General features: G+C 57.3%; 26 protein-coding genes and 2 tRNA genes. 18 read left to right on the top strand and 10 right to left on the bottom strand.

What is annotated here, in order from left to right; genetic code table 11:
* Positions 1 to 61: 61 nt before the first annotated feature.
* Positions 62 to 1,615, top strand: coding sequence for a methyl-accepting chemotaxis protein (locus BHU62_RS07515; RefSeq protein WP_073531363.1), 1,554 nt, complete (start codon positions 62 to 64; stop codon positions 1,613 to 1,615).
* Positions 1,616 to 1,660: 45 nt separating this feature from the next.
* Here the strand turns inward: BHU62_RS07515 and fbp are convergent, their stop codons facing one another.
* On the bottom strand, positions 1,661 to 2,665 hold the full coding sequence (gene fbp / locus BHU62_RS07520; protein WP_073531364.1) for a class 1 fructose-bisphosphatase: 1,005 nt from the start codon (positions 2,663 to 2,665) through the stop codon (positions 1,661 to 1,663).
* Positions 2,666 to 2,834: 169 nt separating this feature from the next.
* Here fbp and mpl point away from each other — a divergent pair, with 169 nt between their 5' ends.
* A complete protein-coding gene (mpl, locus tag BHU62_RS07525; protein WP_073531365.1) occupies positions 2,835 to 4,214 on the top strand; it encodes a UDP-N-acetylmuramate:L-alanyl-gamma-D-glutamyl-meso-diaminopimelate ligase in 1,380 nt (459 codons plus the stop codon).
* Between the two features lie 198 nt (positions 4,215 to 4,412).
* Here mpl and yhcN (BHU62_RS07530) read toward each other — a convergent pair whose 3' ends face one another.
* From yhcN (BHU62_RS07530) to argR, 3 genes are all read right to left on the bottom strand, one after another.
* Positions 4,413 to 4,676 (bottom strand): peroxide/acid stress response protein YhcN, encoded by a 264-nt coding sequence (yhcN, locus tag BHU62_RS07530; protein ID WP_073531366.1) that lies wholly within the window; start codon positions 4,674 to 4,676, stop codon positions 4,413 to 4,415.
* A gap of 120 nt (positions 4,677 to 4,796) precedes the next feature.
* Entirely contained in the window at positions 4,797 to 5,060 is a 264-nt protein-coding gene (gene yhcN, locus BHU62_RS07535) for a peroxide/acid stress response protein YhcN (RefSeq protein ID WP_073531367.1), read from the bottom strand.
* A 403-nt stretch (positions 5,061 to 5,463) separates the two neighbouring features.
* On the bottom strand, positions 5,464 to 5,934 hold the full coding sequence (gene argR / locus BHU62_RS07540; protein ID WP_073531368.1) for a transcriptional regulator ArgR: 471 nt from the start codon (positions 5,932 to 5,934) through the stop codon (positions 5,464 to 5,466).
* Between the two features lie 47 nt (positions 5,935 to 5,981).
* Here argR and BHU62_RS25210 point away from each other — a divergent pair, with 47 nt between their 5' ends.
* Together BHU62_RS25210 and mdh are read left to right on the top strand one after the other, a co-directional pair.
* Complete coding sequence (locus BHU62_RS25210; RefSeq protein WP_171971301.1) at positions 5,982 to 6,137, top strand: hypothetical protein; 156 nt, start codon at positions 5,982 to 5,984, stop codon at positions 6,135 to 6,137.
* Between the two features lie 261 nt (positions 6,138 to 6,398).
* Positions 6,399 to 7,337, top strand: a complete 939-nt coding sequence (gene mdh, locus BHU62_RS07545; protein ID WP_073531369.1) for a malate dehydrogenase — start codon at positions 6,399 to 6,401, stop codon at positions 7,335 to 7,337.
* Positions 7,338 to 7,403: 66 nt separating this feature from the next.
* On the opposite strand, the gene BHU62_RS07550 is transcribed toward mdh, so the two are convergent.
* The gene (locus BHU62_RS07550; protein ID WP_073531370.1) at positions 7,404 to 7,664 is read right to left on the bottom strand and encodes a helix-turn-helix domain-containing protein; all 261 of its coding nucleotides are present in this window, start codon (positions 7,662 to 7,664) and stop codon (positions 7,404 to 7,406) included.
* A gap of 180 nt (positions 7,665 to 7,844) precedes the next feature.
* Here BHU62_RS07550 and BHU62_RS07555 point away from each other — a divergent pair, with 180 nt between their 5' ends.
* Positions 7,845 to 8,198 carry a DNA-binding protein gene (locus BHU62_RS07555; RefSeq protein WP_073531371.1) on the top strand — a complete coding sequence of 118 codons (354 nt, stop codon included), beginning with the start codon at positions 7,845 to 7,847 and terminating at the stop codon, positions 8,196 to 8,198.
* A gap of 50 nt (positions 8,199 to 8,248) precedes the next feature.
* Here BHU62_RS07555 and ispB read toward each other — a convergent pair whose 3' ends face one another.
* On the bottom strand, positions 8,249 to 9,220 hold the full coding sequence (ispB, locus tag BHU62_RS07560) for an octaprenyl diphosphate synthase (RefSeq protein ID WP_073531372.1): 972 nt from the start codon (positions 9,218 to 9,220) through the stop codon (positions 8,249 to 8,251).
* A 270-nt stretch (positions 9,221 to 9,490) separates the two neighbouring features.
* On the opposite strand from ispB, the gene rplU reads away from it, so the two are divergent.
* The 4 genes from rplU to cgtA all read left to right on the top strand — a co-directional run bounded on the left by rplU (position 9,491) and on the right by cgtA (position 12,343).
* The gene (rplU, locus tag BHU62_RS07565; RefSeq protein ID WP_004933561.1) at positions 9,491 to 9,802 is read left to right on the top strand and encodes a 50S ribosomal protein L21; all 312 of its coding nucleotides are present in this window, start codon (positions 9,491 to 9,493) and stop codon (positions 9,800 to 9,802) included.
* Positions 9,803 to 9,819: 17 nt separating this feature from the next.
* Positions 9,820 to 10,077 carry a 50S ribosomal protein L27 gene (gene rpmA, locus BHU62_RS07570; RefSeq protein ID WP_004933559.1) on the top strand — a complete coding sequence of 86 codons (258 nt, stop codon included), beginning with the start codon at positions 9,820 to 9,822 and terminating at the stop codon, positions 10,075 to 10,077.
* A gap of 105 nt (positions 10,078 to 10,182) precedes the next feature.
* A complete protein-coding gene (locus BHU62_RS07575; RefSeq protein WP_073531373.1) occupies positions 10,183 to 11,154 on the top strand; it encodes a DMT family transporter in 972 nt (323 codons plus the stop codon).
* A 16-nt stretch (positions 11,155 to 11,170) separates the two neighbouring features.
* Entirely contained in the window at positions 11,171 to 12,343 is a 1,173-nt protein-coding gene (gene cgtA, locus BHU62_RS07580; RefSeq protein WP_073531374.1) for an Obg family GTPase CgtA, read from the top strand.
* A gap of 36 nt (positions 12,344 to 12,379) precedes the next feature.
* Here cgtA and pmrB read toward each other — a convergent pair whose 3' ends face one another.
* The 3 genes from pmrB to dacB are packed head-to-tail and all read right to left on the bottom strand — an operon-like array spanning position 12,380 to position 15,542.
* Positions 12,380 to 13,441 carry a two-component system sensor histidine kinase PmrB gene (pmrB, locus tag BHU62_RS07585; protein ID WP_073531375.1) on the bottom strand — a complete coding sequence of 354 codons (1,062 nt, stop codon included), beginning with the start codon at positions 13,439 to 13,441 and terminating at the stop codon, positions 12,380 to 12,382.
* Positions 13,438 to 14,100, bottom strand: coding sequence for a two-component system response regulator PmrA (pmrA, locus tag BHU62_RS07590; RefSeq protein ID WP_073531376.1), 663 nt, complete (start codon positions 14,098 to 14,100; stop codon positions 13,438 to 13,440). Before pmrA ends, pmrB begins: the two co-directional genes overlap by 4 nt.
* A gap of 8 nt (positions 14,101 to 14,108) precedes the next feature.
* Positions 14,109 to 15,542: a serine-type D-Ala-D-Ala carboxypeptidase gene (dacB, locus tag BHU62_RS07595; protein WP_073531377.1), complete on the bottom strand. Its 1,434-nt coding sequence runs from the start codon at positions 15,540 to 15,542 to the stop codon at positions 14,109 to 14,111.
* Positions 15,543 to 15,798: 256 nt separating this feature from the next.
* Between dacB and greA the strand changes: the two genes are divergently transcribed.
* Positions 15,799 to 16,275, top strand: a complete 477-nt coding sequence (gene greA, locus BHU62_RS07600; RefSeq protein WP_025305051.1) for a transcription elongation factor GreA — start codon at positions 15,799 to 15,801, stop codon at positions 16,273 to 16,275.
* A 112-nt stretch (positions 16,276 to 16,387) separates the two neighbouring features.
* Here the strand turns inward: greA and yhbY are convergent, their stop codons facing one another.
* On the bottom strand, positions 16,388 to 16,681 hold the full coding sequence (gene yhbY, locus BHU62_RS07605) for a ribosome assembly RNA-binding protein YhbY (RefSeq protein ID WP_004933536.1): 294 nt from the start codon (positions 16,679 to 16,681) through the stop codon (positions 16,388 to 16,390).
* Positions 16,682 to 16,824: 143 nt separating this feature from the next.
* Between yhbY and rlmE the strand changes: the two genes are divergently transcribed.
* The 8 genes from rlmE (at position 16,825) to rimP (ending at position 23,233) form a co-directional block, all read left to right on the top strand.
* Entirely contained in the window at positions 16,825 to 17,454 is a 630-nt protein-coding gene (rlmE, locus tag BHU62_RS07610) for a 23S rRNA (uridine(2552)-2'-O)-methyltransferase RlmE (RefSeq protein WP_004933533.1), read from the top strand.
* Between the two features lie 56 nt (positions 17,455 to 17,510).
* Complete coding sequence (gene ftsH, locus BHU62_RS07615) at positions 17,511 to 19,442, top strand: ATP-dependent zinc metalloprotease FtsH (RefSeq protein ID WP_073531378.1); 1,932 nt, start codon at positions 17,511 to 17,513, stop codon at positions 19,440 to 19,442.
* Positions 19,443 to 19,534: 92 nt separating this feature from the next.
* Positions 19,535 to 20,371, top strand: coding sequence for a dihydropteroate synthase (folP, locus tag BHU62_RS07620; RefSeq protein WP_073531379.1), 837 nt, complete (start codon positions 19,535 to 19,537; stop codon positions 20,369 to 20,371).
* A gap of 4 nt (positions 20,372 to 20,375) precedes the next feature.
* Positions 20,376 to 21,713, top strand: a complete 1,338-nt coding sequence (glmM, locus tag BHU62_RS07625; protein ID WP_073531380.1) for a phosphoglucosamine mutase — start codon at positions 20,376 to 20,378, stop codon at positions 21,711 to 21,713.
* A gap of 220 nt (positions 21,714 to 21,933) precedes the next feature.
* Positions 21,934 to 22,269, top strand: coding sequence for a preprotein translocase subunit SecG (gene secG / locus BHU62_RS07630; protein WP_004933519.1), 336 nt, complete (start codon positions 21,934 to 21,936; stop codon positions 22,267 to 22,269).
* A 70-nt stretch (positions 22,270 to 22,339) separates the two neighbouring features.
* Positions 22,340 to 22,426 (top strand) — tRNA-Leu (locus tag BHU62_RS07635).
* Positions 22,427 to 22,486: 60 nt separating this feature from the next.
* Positions 22,487 to 22,563 (top strand) — tRNA-Met (locus BHU62_RS07640).
* Positions 22,564 to 22,780: 217 nt separating this feature from the next.
* Entirely contained in the window at positions 22,781 to 23,233 is a 453-nt protein-coding gene (rimP, locus tag BHU62_RS07645; RefSeq protein ID WP_139282257.1) for a ribosome maturation factor RimP, read from the top strand.
* Positions 23,234 to 23,246: the final 13 nt, after the last annotated feature.

The following is a 23,246-nucleotide window of genomic DNA, read 5'->3' on the forward strand; positions in this document are numbered from 1 at the left end:
CGTTTTGCCACCCCTACTACATCTGAATCTGATCTCACTATTCTGAAGCCGGGAAGAACTCATGCTAAAAAAGATTACGGTGAAGGCTGGGCTGATCGCCCTGCTGAGCCTGATGACCATGTTGCTGATCATGGTCAGCGTTATTGGCGTCAACGCGATTAATGAAGGATCGCGCTCGATCCAGACCTTAAACCAGATCCTCGGCGAAGAGCTGGGCTCGCTGGCCAACAGCTCCAACCTGACGCTGCGCGCCCGAACCGCTGCCTCGCTGGCGGTGCGCCAACGGGAGGTCGGCCAGATAGATGTCTCTGACGCCACGGTGGGCCGCATCTACGGTTACCTCGAACAATCGAACAAGGAAATGGCGCGCTTTGTCGGCGTCGGCACCGTGACCGATCGCGGCCGCGAGCTTTCCAACCGCTTGCAAAACAGCTATCGCGCTTATCTGGAGCAGGGCGTGAAGCCGATGGCCGCCGCTATCAAGGCCGGCAAAATCGATGAGTACTATCACATCCAGGAAACCCGCATCTCCGCGTTGAGCATCGCTTTCGAAAAGGATCTTACCGATTTCCGCAGTTTCGCCCTGAAACTTGGCGAGAAGCAGGTGCATGAGGCGGAAAGCAACGCCAGTACCAAGATCTCGCTGATCGTGGTGGCGGGCCTGCTCAGCGTGCTGCTGGCGGTGCTGGCCTGGTTCGCGCTGCGTGTGATCATCCTGCGTCCGCTGGACGAGTCCATCGCGCAGCTGGAACACATCGCCGGTGGCGATCTGACCCATCAGATCCGTGGCGAGGGCGATACCGAGATGGGCCGCCTGGTGCGGGCGATGCAGCGCATGCAGCAGGCGCTGGCCGGTTCGGTCAGCAAAGTGCGCGACGCCAGCAGCCAGATCGACACCGGTTCACGCGAACTGGCGGCCGGCAACCTGCATCTGGCGCAGCGCACCGAAGAATCCGCCGCTTCGCTGGAAGAGACCGCTGCCAGCATGGAACAGCTGACCTCGACGGTGAAAATGAATGCCGAGAACTGTGAACAGGCCAACCAACTGGCGCTGAGCGTGTCCGATATCGCCAACCAGGGCAGTGACGTGGTCAGCCAGGTCATGAGCAAGATGCAGGCGATCACCGACAGTTCGCGTCGCATCGCCGACATCATCAGCGTCATGGACGGCATCGCCTTCCAAACCAATATTCTGGCGCTGAACGCGGCGGTGGAAGCGGCGCGCGCCGGCGAACAGGGCCGCGGTTTCGCGGTGGTGGCCGGCGAAGTGCGCAATCTGGCGCAGCGCAGCGCCCAGTCGGCAAAAGAGATCAAAGGGCTGATCGAAGCGTCGCAGAGCCGGGTGCAGGAAGGCGAACAGATGGTGGAATCGGCGGCGCAGACCATGAGTGGCATTACCGGCGAAGTGGGCCGGGTGACGGCGCTGATGCGTGAGATCTCGGCGGCGACGCGTGAGCAAAGCAGCGGTATCGAGCAGGTGAACCTGGCGGTGGCGCAGATGGATCAGGTGGCGCAGCAGAATGCGGCGCTGGTGGAAGAGTCGGCGGCGGCGACGCGCTCGCTGGAAGATCAGGCTCAGCTGCTGGCGCAGAGCATGGCGGCGTTCAAGTTGTAAGGCGATAAGGGTTCGGCGCGGTGCCGAACCCTTGCAAGGAACGCGTTACTCGTCCGGGTTTTCGGCGATGAAACGTTCCGCGTCTTCCACCATCGACTTGGTGCCGACGAAGAATGGCGCACGCTGGTGCAGTTTCACCGGCGTGATGTCCAGAATGCGGTTCTTGCCGTCGCTGGCTTTACCGCCGGCCTGCTCGGCCAGGAATGCCATCGGGTTGCACTCGTACAGCAGGCGCAGCTTGCCTTGCGGGTGGCTGGCGGTGCTTGGGTAGATGTAGATGCCGCCTTTCAGCAGGTTGCGGTGGAAGTCCGCCACCAGAGAACCGATGTAGCGTGAGGTGTAAGGGCGCTGCGTCGCTTCGTCCTGTTCCTGGCAGTACTTGATGTATTTCTTCACGCCGAGAGGGAACTTGATGTAGTTGCCTTCATTGATGGAATACATGTTGCCGGTCGCCGGGAAGCGCACTTTCTCGTGGGAGAGGCAGAATACGCCCAGAGACGGGTCGTAAGTGAAGGCGTGGACGCCGTAACCGGTGGTGTAAACCAGCATGGTGGACGAACCGTAAACCACATAACCTGCCGCGACCTGGGCGTTGCCCGGCTGCAGAAAGTCTTCTTCAGTCACCGGCGTGCCGACCGGCGTGATGCGACGATAGATAGAGAAAATCGTACCGACGGAGACGTTGACATCGATGTTGGACGAACCGTCCAATGGATCCATCAGCACCACATATTTGGCATTCTCAGCACGCTCGCCGTCGAATATCACGATTTCATCTTCTTCTTCGGAAGCGATACCCGCAACTTCACCGCGCGCTTTCAACGCCGCTTTCAGTTTTTCGTTCGCGTACAGGTCCAGTTTCATCTGAACTTCGCCCTGTACGTTGGACACCCCGCTGGCCCCCAGAATATCAACCAGGCCGGCTTTGTTGATGTCACGGTGGATGATTTTGGCGCCCAGTTTAATTGCAGAAAGTAACGCGGTCAGCTCGCCGGTGGCGTGAGAGAAGTCGTGCTGTTTCTCGACGATAAATTCGCCTAACGTTTTCATGACACAATCCCTGAATCTACGGATGGATAGCGGTTGTTAACAAACCGCCAACGTTTTCGCGTGCAAGTGTAGCCCAAAGATGCGCGCCATTCATAGGCAAATCCATTTCTTCTGGACGATTCTGAGCGGTAGAATATGCCGACATTCGATGCACTCACATGAGAAACCTATGCGCATTCACATTCTTGGGATCTGTGGCACCTTTATGGGCGGGCTGGCGATGCTGGCGCGTTCACTGGGGCATGACGTCACCGGTTCGGACGCCAACGTCTATCCACCGATGAGCACGCTGCTGGAGAACCAGGGGATCGATCTTATTCAGGGTTATGATCCGGCCCAGCTGGATCCGGCACCGGATCTGGTGATCATCGGCAACGCCATGACGCGCGGCAACCCGTGCGTGGAGGCGGTGCTGGAGCGCGGCATTCCTTATGTTTCCGGTCCACAGTGGCTGCATGACTCGGTGTTGCGCGATCGCTGGGTACTGGCGGTCGCCGGCACCCACGGCAAGACCACCACCGCCGGCATGGCGACCTGGATCCTCGAGGCCTGCGGCTATCAGCCCGGCTTCGTCATCGGCGGCGTGCCGGGCAACTTCGACGTTTCTGCCCGTCTCGGCGGCAGCCCGTTCTTCGTGATCGAGGCCGACGAATACGACTGCGCGTTCTTCGACAAGCGCTCCAAGTTTGTGCACTACAGCCCGCGCACGCTGATCATGAATAACCTGGAGTTTGACCACGCCGATATCTTCGACGATCTGAAAGCCATCCAGAAACAGTTCCACCACCTGGTGCGCCTGGTGCCGGGCAAAGGCAAGATCATCCTGCCGGACAACGACAACCACCTGAAGCAGGTGATGGCGATGGGCTGCTGGAGCGAGCAGGAGCTGGTGGGTGAAGAAGGGACCTGGCGTGCGCAGAAGCTGACGCAGGACGCCAGCCATTATGCGGTGTTCCTCAACGGCGAGCAGGTCGGCGAAGTGAACTGGGCGCTGGTGGGCGAGCACAACATGCATAACGGCCTGATGGCTATCGCCGCTACCCGCCACGTCGGCGTGCAGCCGGCGGATGCCTGCCGCGCGTTGGGCGATTTCATCAACGCCCGCCGTCGCCTGGAATTGCGCGGTGAAGCCAATGGCGTCACGGTCTACGACGACTTCGCACACCACCCGACGGCGATCCTCGCCACCCTGGCCGCGCTGCGCGGCAAAGTGGGCGGCACGGCGCGCATTCTGGCGGTGCTGGAGCCACGCTCCAACACCATGAAAATGGGCATCAGCAAAAACGATCTGGCACCTTCACTCGGCCGCGCCGACGAAGTGTTCCTGTTCCAGCCGCACCACATTCCGTGGCAGGTGGCTGAAGTGGCGGATGCCTGCGTGCAGCCGGCGCACTGGAGCGCCGATCTCGACACGCTGGTGGACATGGTGGTGAAAACCGCACAGCCGGGCGATCACATTCTGGTGATGAGCAACGGCGGTTTTGGCGGGATTCACGATCGTCTGCTGGACGCGCTGGCGAAAAAGCAGGAACCGAAGGTGACCTACTGACCGTGCAGTCGCCTTACCGATAAACACAGGGCCGCATACGCGGCCTTTTTTACGCCCATAAAAAAGCCCTCGCGAGCGAGGGCAACGGGGTTCGTCGGATAGGACGACGAGGGGTCTCCGGGAAATCGGCGTTTGCGTCAGAACTCGGCAGTGGCAGTGACGAGGGTAATCAGCTCTGCAAAGCCGTTCCCAGAGTTGTTATTTGTAAATCTCGGCGGTGGCGTGGTAGTTGCCTTCGTTACGCGCTTCGATCACGCGGTAGGCGGTCGCGCCTTGTTTATCCGCTTTCTCCGACAGCGCCTGGCGAATGTCGGTTGGTGCGCCGGCGACGCCGCTGACGGTAATGGTGCCGAGAGATTGCAGGTTGGCGGTCTGAACGTCAGTCACCAGTTGGGCGGCGGAGGCGCCGAAGGAGACGACAGACAGCAGGCCGAGTGCAGCGAGAGTAGTTTTCATGTTCATGATAGCGATCCTTGGTCATAACAGCCTGGAAGGGCTTGGCAGCGATTTTTATTCTTGAAGGCCGTTATGACAGCGTTGGGTTCCAGAGATGTATTGCCCGTTGCCGGGTAATGCCGGTACTTATTTGTAGATTTCAGCGGTGGCGTGGAAGTTGCCGTCGTTGCGCGCTTCGATTACGCGGTAAGCGGTCGCCCCTTTGGCGTCAGCTTTATCGGACAGCGCCTGACGAATGTCGGAAGGCGCAGCGGCGACGCCGCTCACGGTGATCACACCGGCGGGCTGCAGTTTCGCGGCCTGGGTTGCATCAACAGATTGTGCTGCTAATGCGCCAAAGGAAAGCATGGACATAAGGCTCATGGTTACAACGGTAGCTTTAATTTTCATTATCTCACCTCATCGTATTCTTTTATCAGTTCCAACGAACTGTGATTTACATCACGGAAATGAGTATACAGCTAGTAACGTGAAAAATTAATAGTTCGCTAACAGTTGCTAGTGAAACTTTAACCTGATGATTCTTATTTTTTATAACCATAAGGAATAAAAACAGCACATAAAATGATCTTTTTGTGTTAAATATATGTAATTTCAATGAGGTAAGTGCTTTTGACCAAAAGTGCGGAAGATCACAGTGAGTCCTGCTGGATACATGTGAATGTCATGGAAATGTGTCGATGCGGGGTAAAAAAGCAGCGTTAAACACGGTTGAGGAGGAGGAAAGGTAACGCCAGGGTTAAAGAAGCGCTAACAAAATACGGGGGGAGCCGCATTTTGTTAGCGCCAGGTTTCACAGCTCTTGCTCGAACACGCCCAGGATAGCGTCATGTAATTTCTGGGCGGTAAAGCCGCTGGATGGGGTGACGAAAATCGTGTCGTCGCCGGCAATGGTGCCGAGGATACCTTCAGATTTACCCAAAGAGTCGAGCAGGCGGGCGATCAGCTGTGCGGCGCCAGGGCTGGTGTGGATCACCACGACGGCGTCGTTATGATCGACGTCCAGCACCAGATTCTTCAGCGGGCTGGTGGTGGTCGGCACGCCGAGTTCGGCGGGAAGGCAATACACCATTTCCATTTTGGCATTGCGCGTACGCACCGCGCCGAACTTGGTCAGCATGCGCGATACTTTGGATTGGTTAATGTTTTCGAAGCCTTCTTCTTGCAGCGCCAAAACGATCTCGCCTTGAGAACTGAATTTTTCTTCTTTCAATAACGCTTTGAACGCCTTGATCAGATCTTCCTGTTTTGCGGGATTACGCATTTTGCACCGTGGAATGTTGACAATGGAAGTAATGATTATGCATATAGATGAATTTTTATGCAACAAAGGCCGACCCAAAGAAAATAAAAATGACCGGGCGGCGAGGAAAGGGCGGCATTTTAACAAAAACCGGCCGCGATGAATATGCCCTTTTGACGACGGAAAATCGGCCTGCAGCGGTAAATAAAATGTTATTAAAATGATGTTGTTCTGATGTTGCGTAAGGGTGTAATGTAACCGCCGGTTAACTTGCTCGTGAATAACCTCGCACTATTTTTGATTAGTGTGCGCTATGCCCTTCATGCGTAAACGATTTAATCTAAAATGGGCGCGACAGCGGCCGTTTTATTGCACCCGCAGGCAAAAAATAGGTAATTGATTGTTTTTAAAGGTGTAATAATCTAAGGTCCGTAACCAACACATTCACGGCGCTTTATATATTTAAGATAATAAAGGAGTATAGGATGAAAGTTGCAGTTCTCGGTGCTGCCGGCGGTATCGGCCAGGCCCTCGCCCTTCTACTCAAAACCCAGCTTCCTTCAGGTTCTGAACTCTCTCTCTACGACATTGCCCCCGTTACCCCAGGCGTTGCCGTCGACTTAAGCCACATCCCAACCGCAGTTAAAATCAAAGGCTTCAGCGGCGAAGACGCGACCCCGGCTCTGCAGGGGGCGGACGTGGTGCTGATCTCCGCCGGCGTGGCTCGTAAGCCAGGCATGGATCGCTCCGACCTGTTCAACGTTAACGCCGGCATCGTGCGTAACCTGATTGAACAAGTGGCGAAAACCTGCCCGAAAGCCTGCATCGGCATCATCACCAACCCGGTTAACACCACGGTCGCCATCGCGGCTGAAGTGCTGAAAAAAGCCGGCGTTTACGACAAGAACAAACTGTTCGGCGTGACCTCGCTGGATATCATCCGTTCCAACACCTTCGTGGCCGAGTTGAAAGGCAAACAGCCGGAAGCGCTGAACGTGCCGGTGATCGGCGGCCACTCCGGCGTGACCATCCTGCCTCTGTTGTCGCAGATCCCAGGCGTGAGTTTCACCGAGCAGGAAGTGGCGGATCTGACCAAACGCATTCAGAACGCAGGTACCGAAGTGGTGGAAGCCAAAGCCGGTGGCGGGTCTGCAACGTTGTCTATGGGCCAGGCGGCCGCGCGTTTCGGTCTGTCTCTGGTGCGTGCGCTGCAGGGCGAGAAAGGCGTGGTGGAATGCGCTTACGTGGAAGGCGACGGCAAATATGCTCGTTTCTTCGCACAGCCGTTGGTGCTGGGTAAAAACGGCGTTGAAGAACGTAAAGACATCGGCACGCTGAGCGCCTTCGAACAGAAAGCACTGAATGAGATGCTGGACGTGTTGCACAAAGATATCGAGCTGGGCGAGAAGTTCATCAATAACTGATCGTCGTCGATAGTCAGCCTATAAACGCCGCCGGACGCTGTTCCGGCGGTTTTTTTTGCCCTGCGCTCACGATTTGGTGCGTGCTTTGCGGTCCAGTAGCCGATCGCTATGGGGATCATAATAACGGCTTGGCCAGATTTCCGAAGGGTGAACGCCTACCGCTTCGGCGATCAGCCATTCGCCTTTCGGCCACGGGCGCGACAGCGCATTGGCCAGCGTCGATGAGCTTAATCCTGCCTGGCGTGATACCGCAGCCAGCGTGGTGCCCCGCTTGCGCAGCGCCGCGATGATGTCCGCCGGATGCCAATCCTGGTTCCTTGAATTCATGTTTACATTCCTTTTTTGATTAGCCAAAGTTGCGTTAGTGGTATAACTAACGGGTCAAGGTAAGGCGTTAGAACAACGTGAAACGCTTATTCGGAAACCAGAATACCATTAAATTTCCTAAAAAATACCCATTTAGTTTCCTAAAAATGACGTTGCCCCTATTGCCCAGAGAAGATGGCTATGAAAAACGAGTGGTTTGCCGCCAAGGAACTGACAGGCGTTGCAGGATTACCTTCCTCACCACAGGGAATCAATCTGATGGCCCGGCGCGAAGGCTGGATCAGCCGCAGGCGTAAAGGGGTGCAGGGAAAAGCGCTGGAGTACCATATCGATAGCCTGCCGGCAGGCGCGCGCAACCTATTGATGCTGAAAGAAGACGCTGCGGCGTATGACGTGGAGCGGCAGGATCCGCTGGCGGTGTGGATCGAGTATTACTATCACCTGACGGAAAACGAGCGGGAAAAAATGGTGGCATTCCTGATGCGGGAAGGGATCGGCGGCCTGCTGGCGCGTATCAGCGAAGAGCACAAATAGACAGGCCCGCCAAAGCGGGCCTGATGACGATGTTAGGAAATTAAACTTTCTTAAAAATCGCGTTGCACCGCCAGGTGAGCCAACCCCTCCAGCGCCGTGCGGTGCGCCGATGCCGGTAATGCCTGCAGTGCGGCGATCGCCTTGTCTGCCTCTTCCTCGGCGCGTTGGCGGGTATACTCCAGCGAGCCGCATTGCTGCATCGCCTGCAACACCGGCTCCAACAGGTGACGGCCGTTGCCTTGCTCAATCGCCCCACGGATCATGTCACGCTGCGCTTCGTTGCCGTTGTGCATCGCGTGCAGCAGCGGCAGGGTCGGTTTCCCTTCGTTCAGATCGTCGCCGGTGTTTTTACCCAGGGTGCTGCCGTCGGCGCTGTAGTCGAGCAGATCGTCGATCAGCTGGAAAGCGGTGCCGAGGTAGCGGCCATAATCTTGCAGTGCCTGCTCTTGCGCGGCGCTAGCGCCGGACAGGATCGCCGACGATTGCGCCGCCGCCTCAAACAGCCGTGCGGTTTTGCTGTAGATCACCCGCATGTAGCTCTCTTCGCTGATGTCGGGATCGTGCACGTTCATCAACTGCAGCACTTCGCCTTCGGCGATGACGTTGACCGCCTCCGACATCAGCGCCAGCACGCGCAGGGATTCCAGGCTGGTCATCATCTGGAAGGCGCGGGTATAGATAAAGTCGCCGACCAGCACGCTGGCGGCGTTGCCGAACGCGGCGTTGGCGGTGGCTTTGCCGCGGCGCATGTCCGACTCGTCGACGACATCGTCATGCAGCAGCGTGGCGGTATGAATGAATTCGATCAGCGCAGCGACGGTGATGTGCTTGTTGCCTTCATAGCTCAACGCCCGTGCCGCCAGGACGGCGATCATCGGCCGGATGCGCTTACCGCCACCGCTGATAATGTAATAGCCAAGCTGATTGATGAGCGTGACATCGGAATTCAGCTGTTCGAGAATTGTTGCGTTCACGGCCGCCATATCTTGCGCGGTTAACTCGGTAATTTGCTCTAGGTTCATTGTATTTTTTTCAGCTGTGTTTCTCTTCACCGCGTTGAGATCGCTGCTCACATCGGTACATGGCGGTAACTGTCACTCTGATTGTACTTGAAAAACGGTTCAGATAAACGCCACGAAAGAAACTGTGCTTTTTTTCTTCTTTTTTCTGCTTCTGGTCTTATTCTGCTCTTGTCATGCGCCGGTTTTTTGCGTAGAATTCGCGCCCTATTGTGAATATTTATAGCGCGCTCTGAACTAACACAGTCGGGCACGCGGAAAGCGGAGTTTTATATGTACGCGGTTTTCCAAAGTGGTGGTAAACAACACCGAGTAAGCGAAGGTCAGACCGTTCGCTTGGAAAAGCTGGACATCGCAACTGGTGAAGCGGTTGAGTTTGACCAGATTCTGATGATCGCTAATGGCGAAGATATCAAAATCGGCGTTCCTTTCGTCGATGGCGGCAAGATCAAAGCTGAAGTCGTTGCTCACGGTCGTGGCGAGAAAATTAAAATTGTTAAGTTTCGTCGTCGTAAACACCACCGTAAGCAGCAGGGCCACCGTCAGTGGTTCACTGACGTTAAAATCACCGGCATCAGCGCTTAAGTTAGGAGAGCGGATTAATGGCACACAAAAAGGCTGGCGGCTCGACTCGTAACGGTCGCGATTCAGAAGCTAAACGTCTGGGCGTAAAACGCTTTGGCGGCGAAGCAGTACTGGCAGGCAGCATCATCGTTCGTCAGCGCGGCACCAAATTCCACGCTGGTACCAACGTGGGTTGCGGCAAAGACCACACTCTGTTTGCTTTGAAAGACGGTAAAGTCAAATTCGAAGTTAAAGGCCCGAGCAATCGTAAATTCATCAGCATCGAAGCTGAATAATTTTTCGAGCCTTACGAAATAGATGTAAGCCCCGCAATTCGTTGCGGGGCTTTTTACATTTATGGGCTGCCTGGGAGCAGGCCCGTCAGCGTTGGCGAAGGTGATATGGATTCGAAGCAGCAGGTCGGCGTTGGCATTTCCCTGGCGTTAACCACGGCGGTTTGCTGGGGCGCATTGCCGATTGCGATGAAAGAAGTGTTGGTGGTGATGGAGCCGTTTACCATCGTCTGGTATCGCTTTACCATGGCCGCCATCGGTTTGGGCGTGATCCTCGCGGTGCGTGGCAAGCTGCCGCGGCTGACGATGTTCCGCCAGCCGCGTTGGCTACTGCTGTTGGCGATCGCCACCGCAGGGCTGCTGGGCAACTTCGTGTTGTTCAGCTCATCGCTGCAATACCTGAGCCCGACGGCGTCGCAGGTGATTGGCCAGCTGTCGCCGGTGGGCATGATGTTCGCCAGCGTGTTGATCTTAAAAGAGCGCATGCGCATCACCCAGGCGATCGGTGCGCTGATGCTGATTGGCGGGCTGATGCTGTTTTTCAACGTCAGCCTGGTTGAGATCTTCACCCGGCTGACGGACTACACGCTCGGCGTTATGTTGGGCGTGTGCGCGGCGATGGTCTGGGTGAGCTACGGCGTGGCACAGAAGGTGCTGCTGCGGCGGCTGGCTTCGCCGCAGATCTTGGTTATGTTGTACACTTTATGTGCGATAGCGTTGTTTCCTCTGGCCAAGCCAGAGGTGATTTTCCAGCTTAGCGGCTGGCAATTGGCGTGCCTGCTGTTTTGCGGCGCCAACACGCTGATCGGCTACGGCGCGCTGGCGGAAGCGATGGCGCGCTGGCAGGCGGCGCAGGTGAGCGCGTTGGTTACGCTGACCCCGCTGTTTACCCTGCTGTTTTCAGATTTATTGGCGCTGGCCTGGCCCCAGGCATTCGCCGCGCCGACGTTGAACATCGTCGGCTATGTCGGCGCGTTTGTGGTGGTGGCGGGCGCCATGTTTTCCGCAATTGGTCACCGGTGGTGGCCGCGACGGGCAGAACCCCCCCTGGCTGCGCCTTTGAAGCAGCCCGGTGAATGATTTACGGAGACGGTAAATGAAGTTTGTAGATGAAGCAGCGATTCTGGTCGTTGCAGGTGACGGCGGCAACGGATGCGTCAGCTTCCGCCGCGAAAAATATATCCCGAACGGCGGGCCGGACGGCGGCGATGGCGGCGATGGCGGCGACGTCTACCTGTTGGCGGACGAGAACCTCAACACCCTGATTGACTACCGCTTTGAGAAATCTTTCCGCGCCGAACGCGGCCAGAACGGCCAGAGCCGTGACTGTACCGGTAAACGCGGTAAAGACGTCATCATCAAGGTGCCGGTCGGCACGCGCGTGAAGGATCAGGGCACCGGTGAGATCCTCGGTGACATGACCCGTCACGAGCAGAAGCTGATGGTCGCCAAAGGCGGCTGGCACGGCCTGGGCAACACCCGCTTCAAATCCTCGGTGAACCGCGCACCGCGTCAGAAGACGTTGGGTACCGCCGGTGAAGCTCGCGACCTGTTGCTGGAACTGCTGCTGCTGGCTGACGTGGGCATGCTGGGGCTGCCGAACGCCGGTAAATCGACCTTCATCCGCGCGGTGTCCGCCGCCAAGCCGAAGGTGGCCGATTATCCGTTCACTACGCTGGTGCCGAGCCTGGGCGTGGTGCGTATGGATCACGAGCAGAGCTTTGTGGTCGCCGACATTCCGGGACTGATCGAGGGCGCTTCCGAAGGCGCGGGCCTGGGCATTCGCTTCCTGAAACACCTGGAACGTTGCCGCGTGCTGCTGCACCTGGTGGACATTGCGCCGATCGATGAATCCGATCCGGTGGAAAACGCCAAAGTCATCATCAACGAGCTGCATCAGTACAGCGAAAATCTGGCGCAGAAGCCACGCTGGCTGGTGTTCAACAAAATTGATGTGATTGGTGAGGAAGAAGCCGCCGAACGCGCCAAGGCGATTGTGGAAGGCATGGGCTGGGAAGGGAAGTACTACATGATCTCTGCCGCCAATCGCGAAGGCGTCAACGCGCTGTGCTGGGACGTGATGAACTTCATCAACACCCAGCCGAAAGCGATGGCGATCGAAGAAAGCGCGCCGGAAAAAGTTGAATTCATGTGGGACGACTACCACCGCGAACAGCTGGCGGAGATGGAGTCGGAAGCAGACGACGACTGGGATGACGACTGGGACGAAGACGACGACGAAGGCGTCGAAATCATCTACCAGAAGTAATTCGGTGATAAAGGGCTCAGCAACGCTGGGCCCTTGTTATTTCAGCGCTTTTTCAGGCATCCAGCACTGGGCGTTCAGGCCGCGCGCATCGCGACGGTTTTCCAGCGTCAAACGCCCTTGGTGCAGCTGTACGATGCGGATCACGATGTTCAAACCCAATCCGCTGCCGCCATAACGTTGATCCATGCGGCGGAACGCCTGCGTGAGCTCCCCGACCATCTCCTCCTTGATCCCCGGACCGTCGTCGATGACCTGCAGCAGATAGCCGTTGTCCTGCGGCGTTAACCGCACCTGTATCGCGCCGCCTTCCGGGCCGTAGCGGTGGGCGTTTTCGACCAGGTTGCGCAGCAACAGCCGCAGCAATACCGGATCGCCGTTCACTGCGGCGGTGGCCGGCAATTGCCAGTCCAGCGTCTGCCGGCGTTGAGCGGTCATTTCGCCGAGCTCTTCGCGCAGCGGCTGGACCACATCGGCCACCCAATCGAAATGTTGGTAATGCCCGCTGGCGAAGTCTTGGCCGGCGCGCGACAGCATCAGCAGTTGTTCAACGGTGTGCATCAGCTGATCGATGCGGGCGATCAGCGCCTGGCTGCCCTTGACGCCCTGTTGTTCCAACAGCTCCAGATGCAGACGAATGCCGGCCAGCGGCGTGCGCAGCTCGTGGGCGGCGTCGGCGGTGAACAAACGTTCCTGCTGGATGGTGTTGTCCAGGCGCGAGAACAGCTGGTTGAGCGCATTGGTGACCGCCACCATCTCCAGACTGTCGCTGTTGATCGGCAGCGGCGTCAGGTTATCGGCGGAGCGCTTTTCCAGCCGCTGTTGCAATTGGTTGAGTGGACGGGTGATCCAGCTGATGGCCCAGAATGAAGCCAGCAGCGTGACGATCATCATGATTAACGAGGGCGCCAACAGCGACGCGATGGCCTCGGCGATTTCGGTGTCGACGCGCTCGCTGCGCGCCTTGGCGGACAGGGTTTCGTCCACCAGGAAACTGATCTGCTCTTGGCTTTCGTGCCACAGCCAGAAGGCGCTGATCAGTTGCGTGACCAACAGGATCAGCGCCAGCATCAGCAGCAGGCGGCGGCGCATGCTGATCATGACGAGGGTTCCAGACGGTAACCGATGCCGCGCACGGTGCGGATGCGATCCTTGCCCAGTTTGCGGCGCAGATTGTGAATGTGCACTTCCAGCGTATTGGAGCCTAAATCATCCTGCCAGGTGTAAAGGTCTTGCTGCAGCAACTCGCGATTGACCGTCTGCCCGGCGCGCATGATCAGGCGCGCCAGAATGGCGAACTCTTTCGGCGTCACCTCCACCGGCTGCTGCAGCAGGTAGACCTGTTGGCTGGAGAGGTTCAGCTGCAGGTCGTCCACCTGCATCAGGTTGTCGCTGTGGCCCTGGTAGCGCCGCAGGAGGGCGCGCACCCGCGCCAGCAGCTCGACCAGCGCGAAGGGTTTGACCAGATAGTCGTCGGCGCCGGCGTCCAGACCGTCGACGCGATCTTCCAGAGCGTCACGGGCGGTCAAGATCAACACCGGCAGATCGATCTGCTGGCGGCGCCACTGCCGCAGCAGCGCGGCGCCGTCCATATCGGGCAAACCGAGGTCCAGGATCACCATGCTGTATTGGCTGGTGATGAGCAGGCTGTTGGCCTCCGCCGCCGTGGCGGCGCAGTCGCAGACATAGCCTTCGCCGGTCAGCGCCAGCGCGAGCCCCTGTTGCAGCAGTTCATCATCTTCAACGACCAGCAGCTTCATGACGATCCTCAGTTGTTCTGGTAAATATCGCGATACAGGCGGCTTTCGAAGCGCACCAGCGGCGCGCGGCGCTGTTTCTGGTCTTCCGGCGGCACGGCGTAACCGGAGAGATACTGGACGAACGCCATGCGCTGGCCGCTGGCGGTGGTAATGAAGCCCGCCAGGTTATACACGCCTTGCAGCGCGCCGGTTTTGGCCGACACTTTGCCGTCGACGCCGGCTTCGTGCAGGCCGCCGCGGTAGCGCAGGGTGCCGTCATAGCCGGACAGCGGCAGCATCGAGATAAAATTCAGCTCGTTGTCATGCTGCGCGATGTACTGCAGTGCCTGCATCATGGTCGCCGGCGCCAACAGGTTGTGGCGCGACAGGCCGGAGCCGTCGGCGATGATGGTATTGCCCAGATCGATGCCGGCCTTCTGACGCAGCACCTGCCGCACCGCGTCGGAACCCGCTCGCCAGGTGCCCGGCACGCCGAAGCGTTCGTGGCCGATGGTGCGGAAGACGGTATCGGCGATCATGTTGTCCGATTTCTTCAGCATGATCTTCAACAGGTCGTGCAGCGGCGCCGATTGGGTTTGCGCGATCACCGTGCCGGTAATACCGGGGCGCGTCTGGCGCTTCAGGTGCCCGTCAATCTGGATGCCGGCCTGCGTCAGCTCATCTTTCAGGATGGCACCCGCATAGCTGGCACCGTTCTGGACGGCGAAGGCCAGCGGCAGCGGCTCGCTGCGCTGCGTCAGGCAGCCGGTCAGGGTAAAGCGGTTCAGTTCGCCCGGCACCACATCCAGTTCGCAGTACTGCGCTTCTGCGGAACCACGAGCCAGCGTGCGCACTTGGCTGAACATATTGACCGGATAATAGGAAGCGACGCGGATAAACGCCATGTCGCCTGGATTCGGCGCGCTGTACAGCGAAACCGAGAAGCAGTTGCGATCGACGATCGCGGCAGCCGGCGGCGCGCTGAAGCATTGTGTCAGATCGTTCCACGGCCAACCGGGCGCTTTGTCATGGCTGGCGAAGACCGAGGTGTCGACCAGCACGTCGCCGCTGATTTGGCGCACGCCCTGTTTTTTCAGGACGGCCACCATATTGCGCAGGCTCTGGCGTTTGAAGGTCGGATCGCCGCTGAAACGGGCGATCAGGTTACCGCGCAGCACGCCGTCGCGGATATCGCCCTGGCTCTCCAGCGTGGTGGTGAAACGGTAATCGGGCCCGAGTTGCAATAGCGCAGCCAGCGCCGTCAGCACTTTTTGGGTACTGGCCGGCAGCGCCATTTGCTGAGAGTGGTAATCGATCGTTGGCGTGCCGGCGCCGATTTTCTGAACGACCAGGGCAAGGTTGGCCCCATCAGGCAGATATTGTGTGTACTCTTCAACCGGGGCCGCATTCGCATTCAGAACAAATGCGCAAGCCAATGCACTGACAATTCGTGAAAAACGCATAATCTCGGGATAACAGCTGGATAACGTGCCGTCATACTACGGTGCAATCAGGGAAAAAGTAAACGATGACCCTCAAGGAACTCTAGGCTAAAATGCGTATCAAAATGCAAAACCGATCTTGGCTTGGACCCCGTTCCGAGTCAGGTTTCTTTTGTTTGTCGCCTGGAGGCGGGGGGCGGTAAGCCAACCGTGTTTTCATACGAATACGTCAGGATGACGGTTATTTGAACAGGAAAGATTTAGAGGTATTTATACGATGAACCAAATTCCGATGACCTTGTTTGGCGCTGAAAAACTGCGCGAAGAGCTTGAATATCTGAAAAGCGTGCGCCGCCCGAAAATCATTGCGGACATCGCTGATGCCCGCGAGCACGGCGATTTGAAAGAGAATGCCGAGTACCACGCCGCCCGCGAACAGCAGGGTTTCTGCGAAGGCCGCATTCAGGAAATCGAAGCCAAGCTGTCCAATGCTCAGGTGATCGATATCACCAAGATGCCGAACACCGGCCGGGTGATCTTCGGCGCCACCGTGTCGGTGATGAATCTGGACAGTGAAGAAGAAGTGACTTACCGCATCGTTGGCGACGACGAGGCTGACTTCAAGAAAAATCTGATTTCGGTAAACTCGCCGATGGCGCGCGGTCTGATCGGCAAAGAGCAAGACGATGTGGTGGTGATCAAAACCCCAGGTGGCGATGTGGAATACGAGATCCTGAAGGTCGAGTATCTCTGATGAGCCCCGTTGGTCATTAATGCGCCAACGTTTTGTAAAGATAGGAAAAAGGCCGCAAGCGGCCTTTTATCTTCGTCAGGCGCATGGCACCTTTTCGTTAACCTGATGGTTATTAACGCGGTAGACTGATCTTGCGCTCTTTCGACGGGCGGTAAAGAATAAGCGTACTACCGATAACTTGCACATTACAGGCGCCCGTTTCACGCACGATAGCATCGGCGATCAGGGTCTTGGTTTCGCGATCTTCAGCGGCGATTTTTACCTTGATCAGCTCATGATGCTCCAGAGCCTGTTCAATTTCAGCCAGCACCCCTTCGGTAAGACCGTTATTGCCCAGCATCACCACCGGTTTTAACGGATGTGCCAGGCCTTTCAGGTGCTGTTTTTGTTTGTTATTCAGATTCATTGTCTTTTTTGCTTAAGTTGGGATTGAAAACGGTACATTCTACCGCCATCTCATGTATATCACCAAATCGGTCTTCACCGGTGTGAGTCTACGTGAGCAGCGAACCTGACATAAGACTCTTTTTATGATAGTTGGAAAACGAGATGGCTAATAAAAAGCGTTCGGCTAGCTCCAGTCGCTGGTTACAAGAACACTTTAGCGATAAATATGTACAGCAGGCGCAGAAAAAAGGACTGCGTTCCCGCGCCTGGTTTAAACTTGATGAAATACAGCAGAGCGACAAACTGTTCAAGCCGGGCATGACCGTGGTTGACCTCGGCGCCGCGCCGGGCGGGTGGTCGCAGTACGTGGTGACCCAAATCGGCGGTACCGGTCGCATCATCGCCTGTGATATTTTGCCAATGGATCCTATCGTTGGCGTCGATTTCCTTCAGGGCGATTTTCGTGATGAACTGGTGCTGAAGGCGCTGTTGGAACGAGTAGGCGAAAGTAAGGTTCAGGTGGTCATGTCCGATATGGCCCCGAATATGAGTGGCACCCCGGCCGTCGATATTCCAAGGTCGATGTATCTGGTGGAGTTGGCGCTGGATATGTGTCGTGATGTCCTCGCACCAGGCGGAAGTTTCCTGGTGAAGGTGTTCCAGGGAGATGGCTTTGACGAGTACCTACGGGAAATTCGCTCCCTGTTTACGAAGGTTAAGATTCGTAAGCCTGACGCTTCCCGCGCCCGTTCGCGCGAAGTGTACATTGTAGCGACAGGGCGCAAACTGTAGTACCCTAACGCTGTTTGTTAACACAGTTGTAAGATGAGGTTAATCCCTTGAGTGACATGGCGAAAAACCTAATTCTCTGGTTAGTCATCGCGGTAGTGTTGATGTCTGTATTCCAGAGCTTTGGGCCCAGCGAGTCGAATGGCCGTAGGGTGGATTACTCTACCTTCATGTCCGAACTGACCCAGGACCAGGTTCGCGAAGCGCGAATCAACGGACGTGAAATTAACGTTACCAAGAAAGACAGTAACAAATACACGACCTACATCCCTGTCAACGATCCCAAGTTGCTGGATACGTTGTTAACGAAGAACGTGAAAGTTGTCGGCGAGCCGCCTGAAGAGCCGAGCCTGTTGGCTTCTATCTTTATCTCTTGGTTCCCGATGCTGTTGCTGATCGGGGTTTGGATCTTCTTTATGCGGCAAATGCAGGGCGGCGGCGGCAAGGGCGCGATGTCCTTCGGCAAGAGCAAGGCCCGCATGCTGACGGAAGACCAGATCAAGACCACTTTCGCCGATGTCGCCGGTTGTGACGAAGCGAAAGAAGAGGTGAGCGAACTGGTGGAATACCTGCGCGAGCCGAGCCGTTTCCAGAAATTGGGCGGCAAGATCCCGAAAGGCGTGCTGATGGTTGGCCCGCCGGGGACCGGTAAAACCCTGTTGGCGAAAGCGATCGCCGGCGAAGCGAAGGTGCCGTTCTTCACCATCTCCGGTTCCGACTTCGTCGAAATGTTCGTCGGCGTGGGCGCATCTCGCGTGCGCGACATGTTCGAACAAGCGAAGAAAGCCGCGCCGTGCATCATCTTCATCGATGAAATCGACGCCGTCGGCCGCCAGCGTGGCGCCGGCCTGGGTGGTGGTCACGATGAGCGTGAGCAGACCCTGAACCAGATGCTGGTTGAGATGGACGGTTTCGAAGGCAACGAGGGCATTATCGTCATCGCGGCCACCAACCGTCCGGACGTGCTTGACCCGGCGCTGCTGCGTCCAGGCCGTTTCGACCGTCAGGTTGTGGTAGGGCTGCCGGATGTGCGTGGTCGTGAGCAGATTCTGAAGGTGCACATGCGCCGTGTGCCGCTGGCCGCCGACATCGACGCCTCCGTCATTGCGCGCGGTACGCCGGGCTTCTCCGGTGCTGACCTGGCCAACCTGGTTAACGAAGCGGCACTGTTCGCCGCCCGTGGCAACAAGCGTGTGGTGTCGATGGTGGAGTTCGAGAAAGCCAAAGACAAGATCATGATGGGTGCAGAACGTCGCTCCATGGTGATGACCGAAGCGCAGAAAGAGTCGACCGCGTATCACGAAGCGGGCCACGCCATCATCGGCCGCCTGGTTCCTGAACACGATCCGGTGCACAAGGTCACTATCATTCCTCGTGGCCGGGCGCTCGGTGTGACCTTCTTCCTGCCGGAAGGGGACGCGATCAGCGCCAGCCGTCAGAAGCTGGAGAGCCAAATCTCCACCCTGTACGGCGGCCGTTTGGCGGAAGAGATCATCTACGGGCCGGAAAAAGTTTCTACCGGTGCGTCGAACGACATCAAAGTGGCGACCTCCATCGCCCGCAACATGGTGACCCAATGGGGCTTCTCCGAGAAGCTGGGGCCGCTGCTGTATGCGGAAGAAGAGGGCGAAGTGTTCCTGGGCCGCTCCGTGGCCAAGGCGAAGCACATGTCGGATGAAACCGCGCGCATCATCGACCAGGAAGTGAAGTCGCTGATCGAACGCAACTATGTCCGCGCACGCACGCTGCTGATGGAAAACATGGACATCCTGCACTCGATGAAGGATGCGCTGATGAAGTACGAAACCATCGATGCGCCGCAGATCGACGATCTGATGAACCGCAAAGATGTGCGTCCGCCGGCGGGCTGGGACGATGCGAACAAAGGCAACAACTCCGACAACGGCGGCACCCCGAAAGCCCCGACGCCGGCAGATGAGCCACGCACCCCAACGCCGGGCAACACCTTGTCCGAACAGCTCGACAAGTAACAGCGGCTGTGTAATAACATCAAACCCCGGTACGCCGGGGTTTTTTTTTGCCCGGCGGGCAGTGAACCAGGCAACAGTAAGGTGGAACAACCATGCAGTTAACCGTGCGCGACATGACGCTCAACCTCTCCTATCCGCAGGTGATGGGTATCCTCAACGTGACGCCGGATTCGTTTTCCGACGGCGGCCGTCACAACACCCTGAATCAGGCGTTGCTGCATGCACATGCGTTGATTTCGGCCGGCGCCACGATGATCGATGTCGGTGGTGAATCTACCCGGCCGGGAGCGGCGGAAGTCAGCGAAGAGGAGGAACTGGAACGAGTCGTGCCGGTGGTTGAGGCCCTGGCGCAGCGTTTTGAAGTCTTTATCTCGGTCGACACGTCGAAAGCGGGGGTGATCCGCGAATCGGCGCGGGCCGGGGCGCATTTGATCAACGATATCCGCTCGTTGCAGGAGCCGGGTGCCCTGGCGGCGGCGGCGGAAAGCGGTTTGCCGGTTTGCCTGATGCATATGCAGGGGCAGCCTCGCACTATGCAGCAGGCACCGCAATACGACGATTTGATCGCCGATGTTCAGGCGTTTTTCGAGCACCATATCCGGCGCTGCAACGAGGCGGGGATAACAAATCAGAAATTGCTGCTCGACCCCGGCTTCGGTTTCGGTAAAAATTTGGCGCACAACTATCAGCTTCTGGCCCGGTTGTCAGAGTTTCATCGTTTTGGTTTACCGCTGTTAGTGGGCATGTCGCGCAAATCGATGATTGGACAACTGCTGAACGTGCCGCCGGAACAACGGGTTATCGGCAGCGTGGCCTGTGCGGTGATCGCGGCGATGCAGGGCGCGCAGATTGTCAGAGTGCATGATGTTAAAGAAACCGTCGAGGCGATGCGCGTCGTCGAGGCAACACTTTCAGCTAAAGGACAGTAGAAACATGAGCGAGCGTAAATATTTTGGCACCGACGGTATCCGCGGCAAGGTCGGGGACAGCCCAATCACCCCGGACTTCGTGCTGAAGCTGGGCTGGGCGGCCGGCAAGGTGCTGGCGCGTCACGGTTCGCGCAAGATCATCATCGGCAAGGATACGCGCATCTCCGGTTACATGCTGGAGTCCGCGCTGGAAGCCGGGCTGGCGGCTGCAGGGCTCTCCGCGTCCTTTACCGGGCCGATGCCGACCCCGGCGGTAGCCTATCTGACGCGCACCTTCCGCGCCGAAGCGGGCATCGTCATCTCCGCTTCGCATAACCCGTTCTACGACAACGGCATCAAGTTCTTCTCGATCGACGGCGCTAAGCTGCCGGACAACGTTGAAGAGGCGATAGAAGCCGAGATGGAAAAACCGCTGACCTGCGTAGAGTCCGCCGAGCTGGGTAAAGCCAGCCGCATCATCGATGCCGCCGGCCGCTATATCGAATTCTGCAAAGGCACCTTCCCGAGCGAACTGAGCCTGAAGGGGCTGAAAATTGTGGTCGACTGCGCCAACGGCGCGACTTACCACATCGCGCCGAGCGTGCTGCGCGAGCTGGGCGCCACGGTGATCGCCATCGGCGTTGAGCCGGACGGCATGAATATCAACGAAAAATGTGGTGCTACCGACGTACGCCAACTGCAGGAGCGCGTGCTGCAAGAAAAAGCGCACGTCGGCCTGGCGTTCGACGGCGACGGCGACCGCGTGATGATGGTAGATCACCTGGGCAATAAGGTGGACGGCGACCAGATCCTGTACATCATCGCCCGCGAAGGCCTGCGCCAGGGCCAGCTGCGCGGCGGCGCAGTCGGCACCCTGATGAGCAATATGGGGCTGGAACTGGCGTTGAAACAGCTGGGCATTCCGTTCGCTCGCGCTAAAGTGGGCGACCGTTATGTTCTGGAGAAGCTGCAGGAGCTGGGCTGGCGCATCGGGGCGGAAAACTCCGGCCACGTGATTCTGCTGGATAAAACCACCACCGGCGACGGCATCGTAGCCGGGCTGCAGGTGCTGACCGCCATGGTGCGCAACGACATGAGCCTGCATGACCTGTGCAGCGGCATGAAGCTGTTGCCGCAGATCCTGGTTAACGTGCGCTTTGCCGGTGAACACAACCCGCTGGAGTCCGAAGACGTACGCAAGATCACCGCGCAGGTGGAGGCCGAACTGGCCGGCCGCGGGCGGGTGTTGCTGCGTAAGTCGGGCACCGAACCGCTGATCCGCGTGATGGTGGAAGGTGAAGACGAGCAGCAGGTGACTGCGCTGGCGCATCGCATCGCCGACGCGGTGAAATCCGCAGGTTAAAACAGACAGTTAACCGCCGGGCTCGGTGAGGCCGAGCCCGGATGGGCGATTGTTGGCGTTTTTTTCCGCAAACGCGCCGGCGGCTGCAAATTGCCCTTGCGCGGGTTGGCGGCTTTGGTTAGTATTCACACCCGCTTCGGTAGGCAGTTTATAAAAACGCCTGCTTGATGAGTGTGAAGCATTTGGCATGCGGTTAGGCCGCAAGGATACGGGTACTACTATGTACGAAGCTCTTCTGGTAATTTTCCTGCTGATCTCAATCGGGCTGGTTGCTCTGATTATGCTGCAGCAAGGTAAAGGCGCTGATATGGGAGCCTCTTTCGGAGCAGGTGCATCAGGCACATTGTTCGGTTCGAGTGGTTCCGGTAACTTTATGACCCGCATGACTGCTGTGCTGGCGACGTTGTTCTTCGTCATTAGCCTGATTCTGGGCAACCTCAGCAGCAACCAAAGCAAGAAAGGCAGCGAGTGGGAAAATTTGGGTCAGCCAGTGAAAACTGAGCAGACGACCGCGCCGGCGGCACCCGCCAAACCGAGCAGCGATATCCCGCAGTAAGCCGCAATAAAGTTTGAAAACGGTGGTTGTGAACTCGAAAGAACAACGGCCGTTAGCAGTAAGAATCAGTACCGAGGTGGTGGAATTGGTAGACACGCTACCTTGAGGTGGTAGTGCCCTAACGGGCTTGTGGGTTCGAGTCCCATCCTCGGTACCAAATCCCAGAGATAACTTGCAATTTTGCGATTATCGGCGTAGTATTTGCCACGTTTTCGGACGCGGGGTGGAGCAGCCTGGTAGCTCGTCGGGCTCATAACCCGAAGGTCGTCGGTTCAAATCCGGCCCCCGCAACCACTTTCCTTTAAGTGTTTATTTTCAAATACACTTTTCGATTGAAATCCGCTTTTCTCGATCAACATTTGAAAATGACACTTGCTCGAAAGTTGTACCGAGGCCGCCTAGCGGCAAACAGGGTCCAGTTGCACAAAGCCCCGAATTTTCGGGGTTTTTTGTTATTTGGCAACAGAATCACTGGGCTATTTAGCCCTTTTTTTATGTCTTGGGGGTGGGCTTGTCCACATTAGAGCAAAAGTTAACAGAGATGCTTTCGGCACCGGTAGAAGCGTTGGGCTTTGAGCTTGTAGGCATCGAATTCATTCGTGCGCGCCAATCGACGCTCCGCATCTATATTGATAGTGATAACGGCATCAATGTTGATGATTGCGCTGATGTCAGCCACCAGGTCAGCGCTGTATTGGACGTCGAAGATCCAATCACGGTCGCTTACAACTTGGAAGTTTCCTCTCCTGGCCTTGAGCGCCCGATGTTCACCGCAGAGCACTATACGCGTTTCCTCGGTGAAGAAGTCAGCCTGGTCCTGCGCATGGCGGTACAGAACCGTCGCAAGTGGCAGGGTATTATCAAGTCTGTCGAAGGCGAGATGATCACGGTGACTGTGGAAGGGAAAGATGAAGTGTTCGCGCTGAGCAACATCCAGAAAGCGAACCTGGTACCCCACTTTTAAAGTTTGGAAGAGG

This window comes from Serratia marcescens, assembly GCF_001902635.1.
Lineage (GTDB): Bacteria > Pseudomonadota > Gammaproteobacteria > Enterobacterales > Enterobacteriaceae > Serratia > Serratia marcescens_F.

Coding starts and splice junctions, on each gene's coding strand:
- BHU62_RS07515 (WP_073531363.1), top strand. CDS start 62: ATGCTAAAAAAGATTACGGTGAAGGCTGGGCTGATCGCCCTGCTGAGC.
- fbp (WP_073531364.1), bottom strand. CDS start 2,665: ATGAAAACGTTAGGCGAATTTATCGTCGAGAAACAGCACGACTTCTCT.
- mpl (WP_073531365.1), top strand. CDS start 2,835: ATGCGCATTCACATTCTTGGGATCTGTGGCACCTTTATGGGCGGGCTG.
- yhcN (WP_073531366.1), bottom strand. CDS start 4,676: ATGAACATGAAAACTACTCTCGCTGCACTCGGCCTGCTGTCTGTCGTC.
- yhcN (WP_073531367.1), bottom strand. CDS start 5,060: ATGAAAATTAAAGCTACCGTTGTAACCATGAGCCTTATGTCCATGCTT.
- argR (WP_073531368.1), bottom strand. CDS start 5,934: ATGCGTAATCCCGCAAAACAGGAAGATCTGATCAAGGCGTTCAAAGCG.
- BHU62_RS25210 (WP_171971301.1), top strand. CDS start 5,982: ATGAATTTTTATGCAACAAAGGCCGACCCAAAGAAAATAAAAATGACC.
- mdh (WP_073531369.1), top strand. CDS start 6,399: ATGAAAGTTGCAGTTCTCGGTGCTGCCGGCGGTATCGGCCAGGCCCTC.
- BHU62_RS07550 (WP_073531370.1), bottom strand. CDS start 7,664: ATGAATTCAAGGAACCAGGATTGGCATCCGGCGGACATCATCGCGGCG.
- BHU62_RS07555 (WP_073531371.1), top strand. CDS start 7,845: ATGAAAAACGAGTGGTTTGCCGCCAAGGAACTGACAGGCGTTGCAGGA.
- ispB (WP_073531372.1), bottom strand. CDS start 9,220: ATGAACCTAGAGCAAATTACCGAGTTAACCGCGCAAGATATGGCGGCC.
- rplU (WP_004933561.1), top strand. CDS start 9,491: ATGTACGCGGTTTTCCAAAGTGGTGGTAAACAACACCGAGTAAGCGAA.
- rpmA (WP_004933559.1), top strand. CDS start 9,820: ATGGCACACAAAAAGGCTGGCGGCTCGACTCGTAACGGTCGCGATTCA.
- BHU62_RS07575 (WP_073531373.1), top strand. CDS start 10,183: ATGGATTCGAAGCAGCAGGTCGGCGTTGGCATTTCCCTGGCGTTAACC.
- cgtA (WP_073531374.1), top strand. CDS start 11,171: ATGAAGTTTGTAGATGAAGCAGCGATTCTGGTCGTTGCAGGTGACGGC.
- pmrB (WP_073531375.1), bottom strand. CDS start 13,441: ATGATCAGCATGCGCCGCCGCCTGCTGCTGATGCTGGCGCTGATCCTG.
- pmrA (WP_073531376.1), bottom strand. CDS start 14,100: ATGAAGCTGCTGGTCGTTGAAGATGATGAACTGCTGCAACAGGGGCTC.
- dacB (WP_073531377.1), bottom strand. CDS start 15,542: ATGCGTTTTTCACGAATTGTCAGTGCATTGGCTTGCGCATTTGTTCTG.
- greA (WP_025305051.1), top strand. CDS start 15,799: ATGAACCAAATTCCGATGACCTTGTTTGGCGCTGAAAAACTGCGCGAA.
- yhbY (WP_004933536.1), bottom strand. CDS start 16,681: ATGAATCTGAATAACAAACAAAAACAGCACCTGAAAGGCCTGGCACAT.
- rlmE (WP_004933533.1), top strand. CDS start 16,825: ATGGCTAATAAAAAGCGTTCGGCTAGCTCCAGTCGCTGGTTACAAGAA.
- ftsH (WP_073531378.1), top strand. CDS start 17,511: ATGGCGAAAAACCTAATTCTCTGGTTAGTCATCGCGGTAGTGTTGATG.
- folP (WP_073531379.1), top strand. CDS start 19,535: ATGCAGTTAACCGTGCGCGACATGACGCTCAACCTCTCCTATCCGCAG.
- glmM (WP_073531380.1), top strand. CDS start 20,376: ATGAGCGAGCGTAAATATTTTGGCACCGACGGTATCCGCGGCAAGGTC.
- secG (WP_004933519.1), top strand. CDS start 21,934: ATGTACGAAGCTCTTCTGGTAATTTTCCTGCTGATCTCAATCGGGCTG.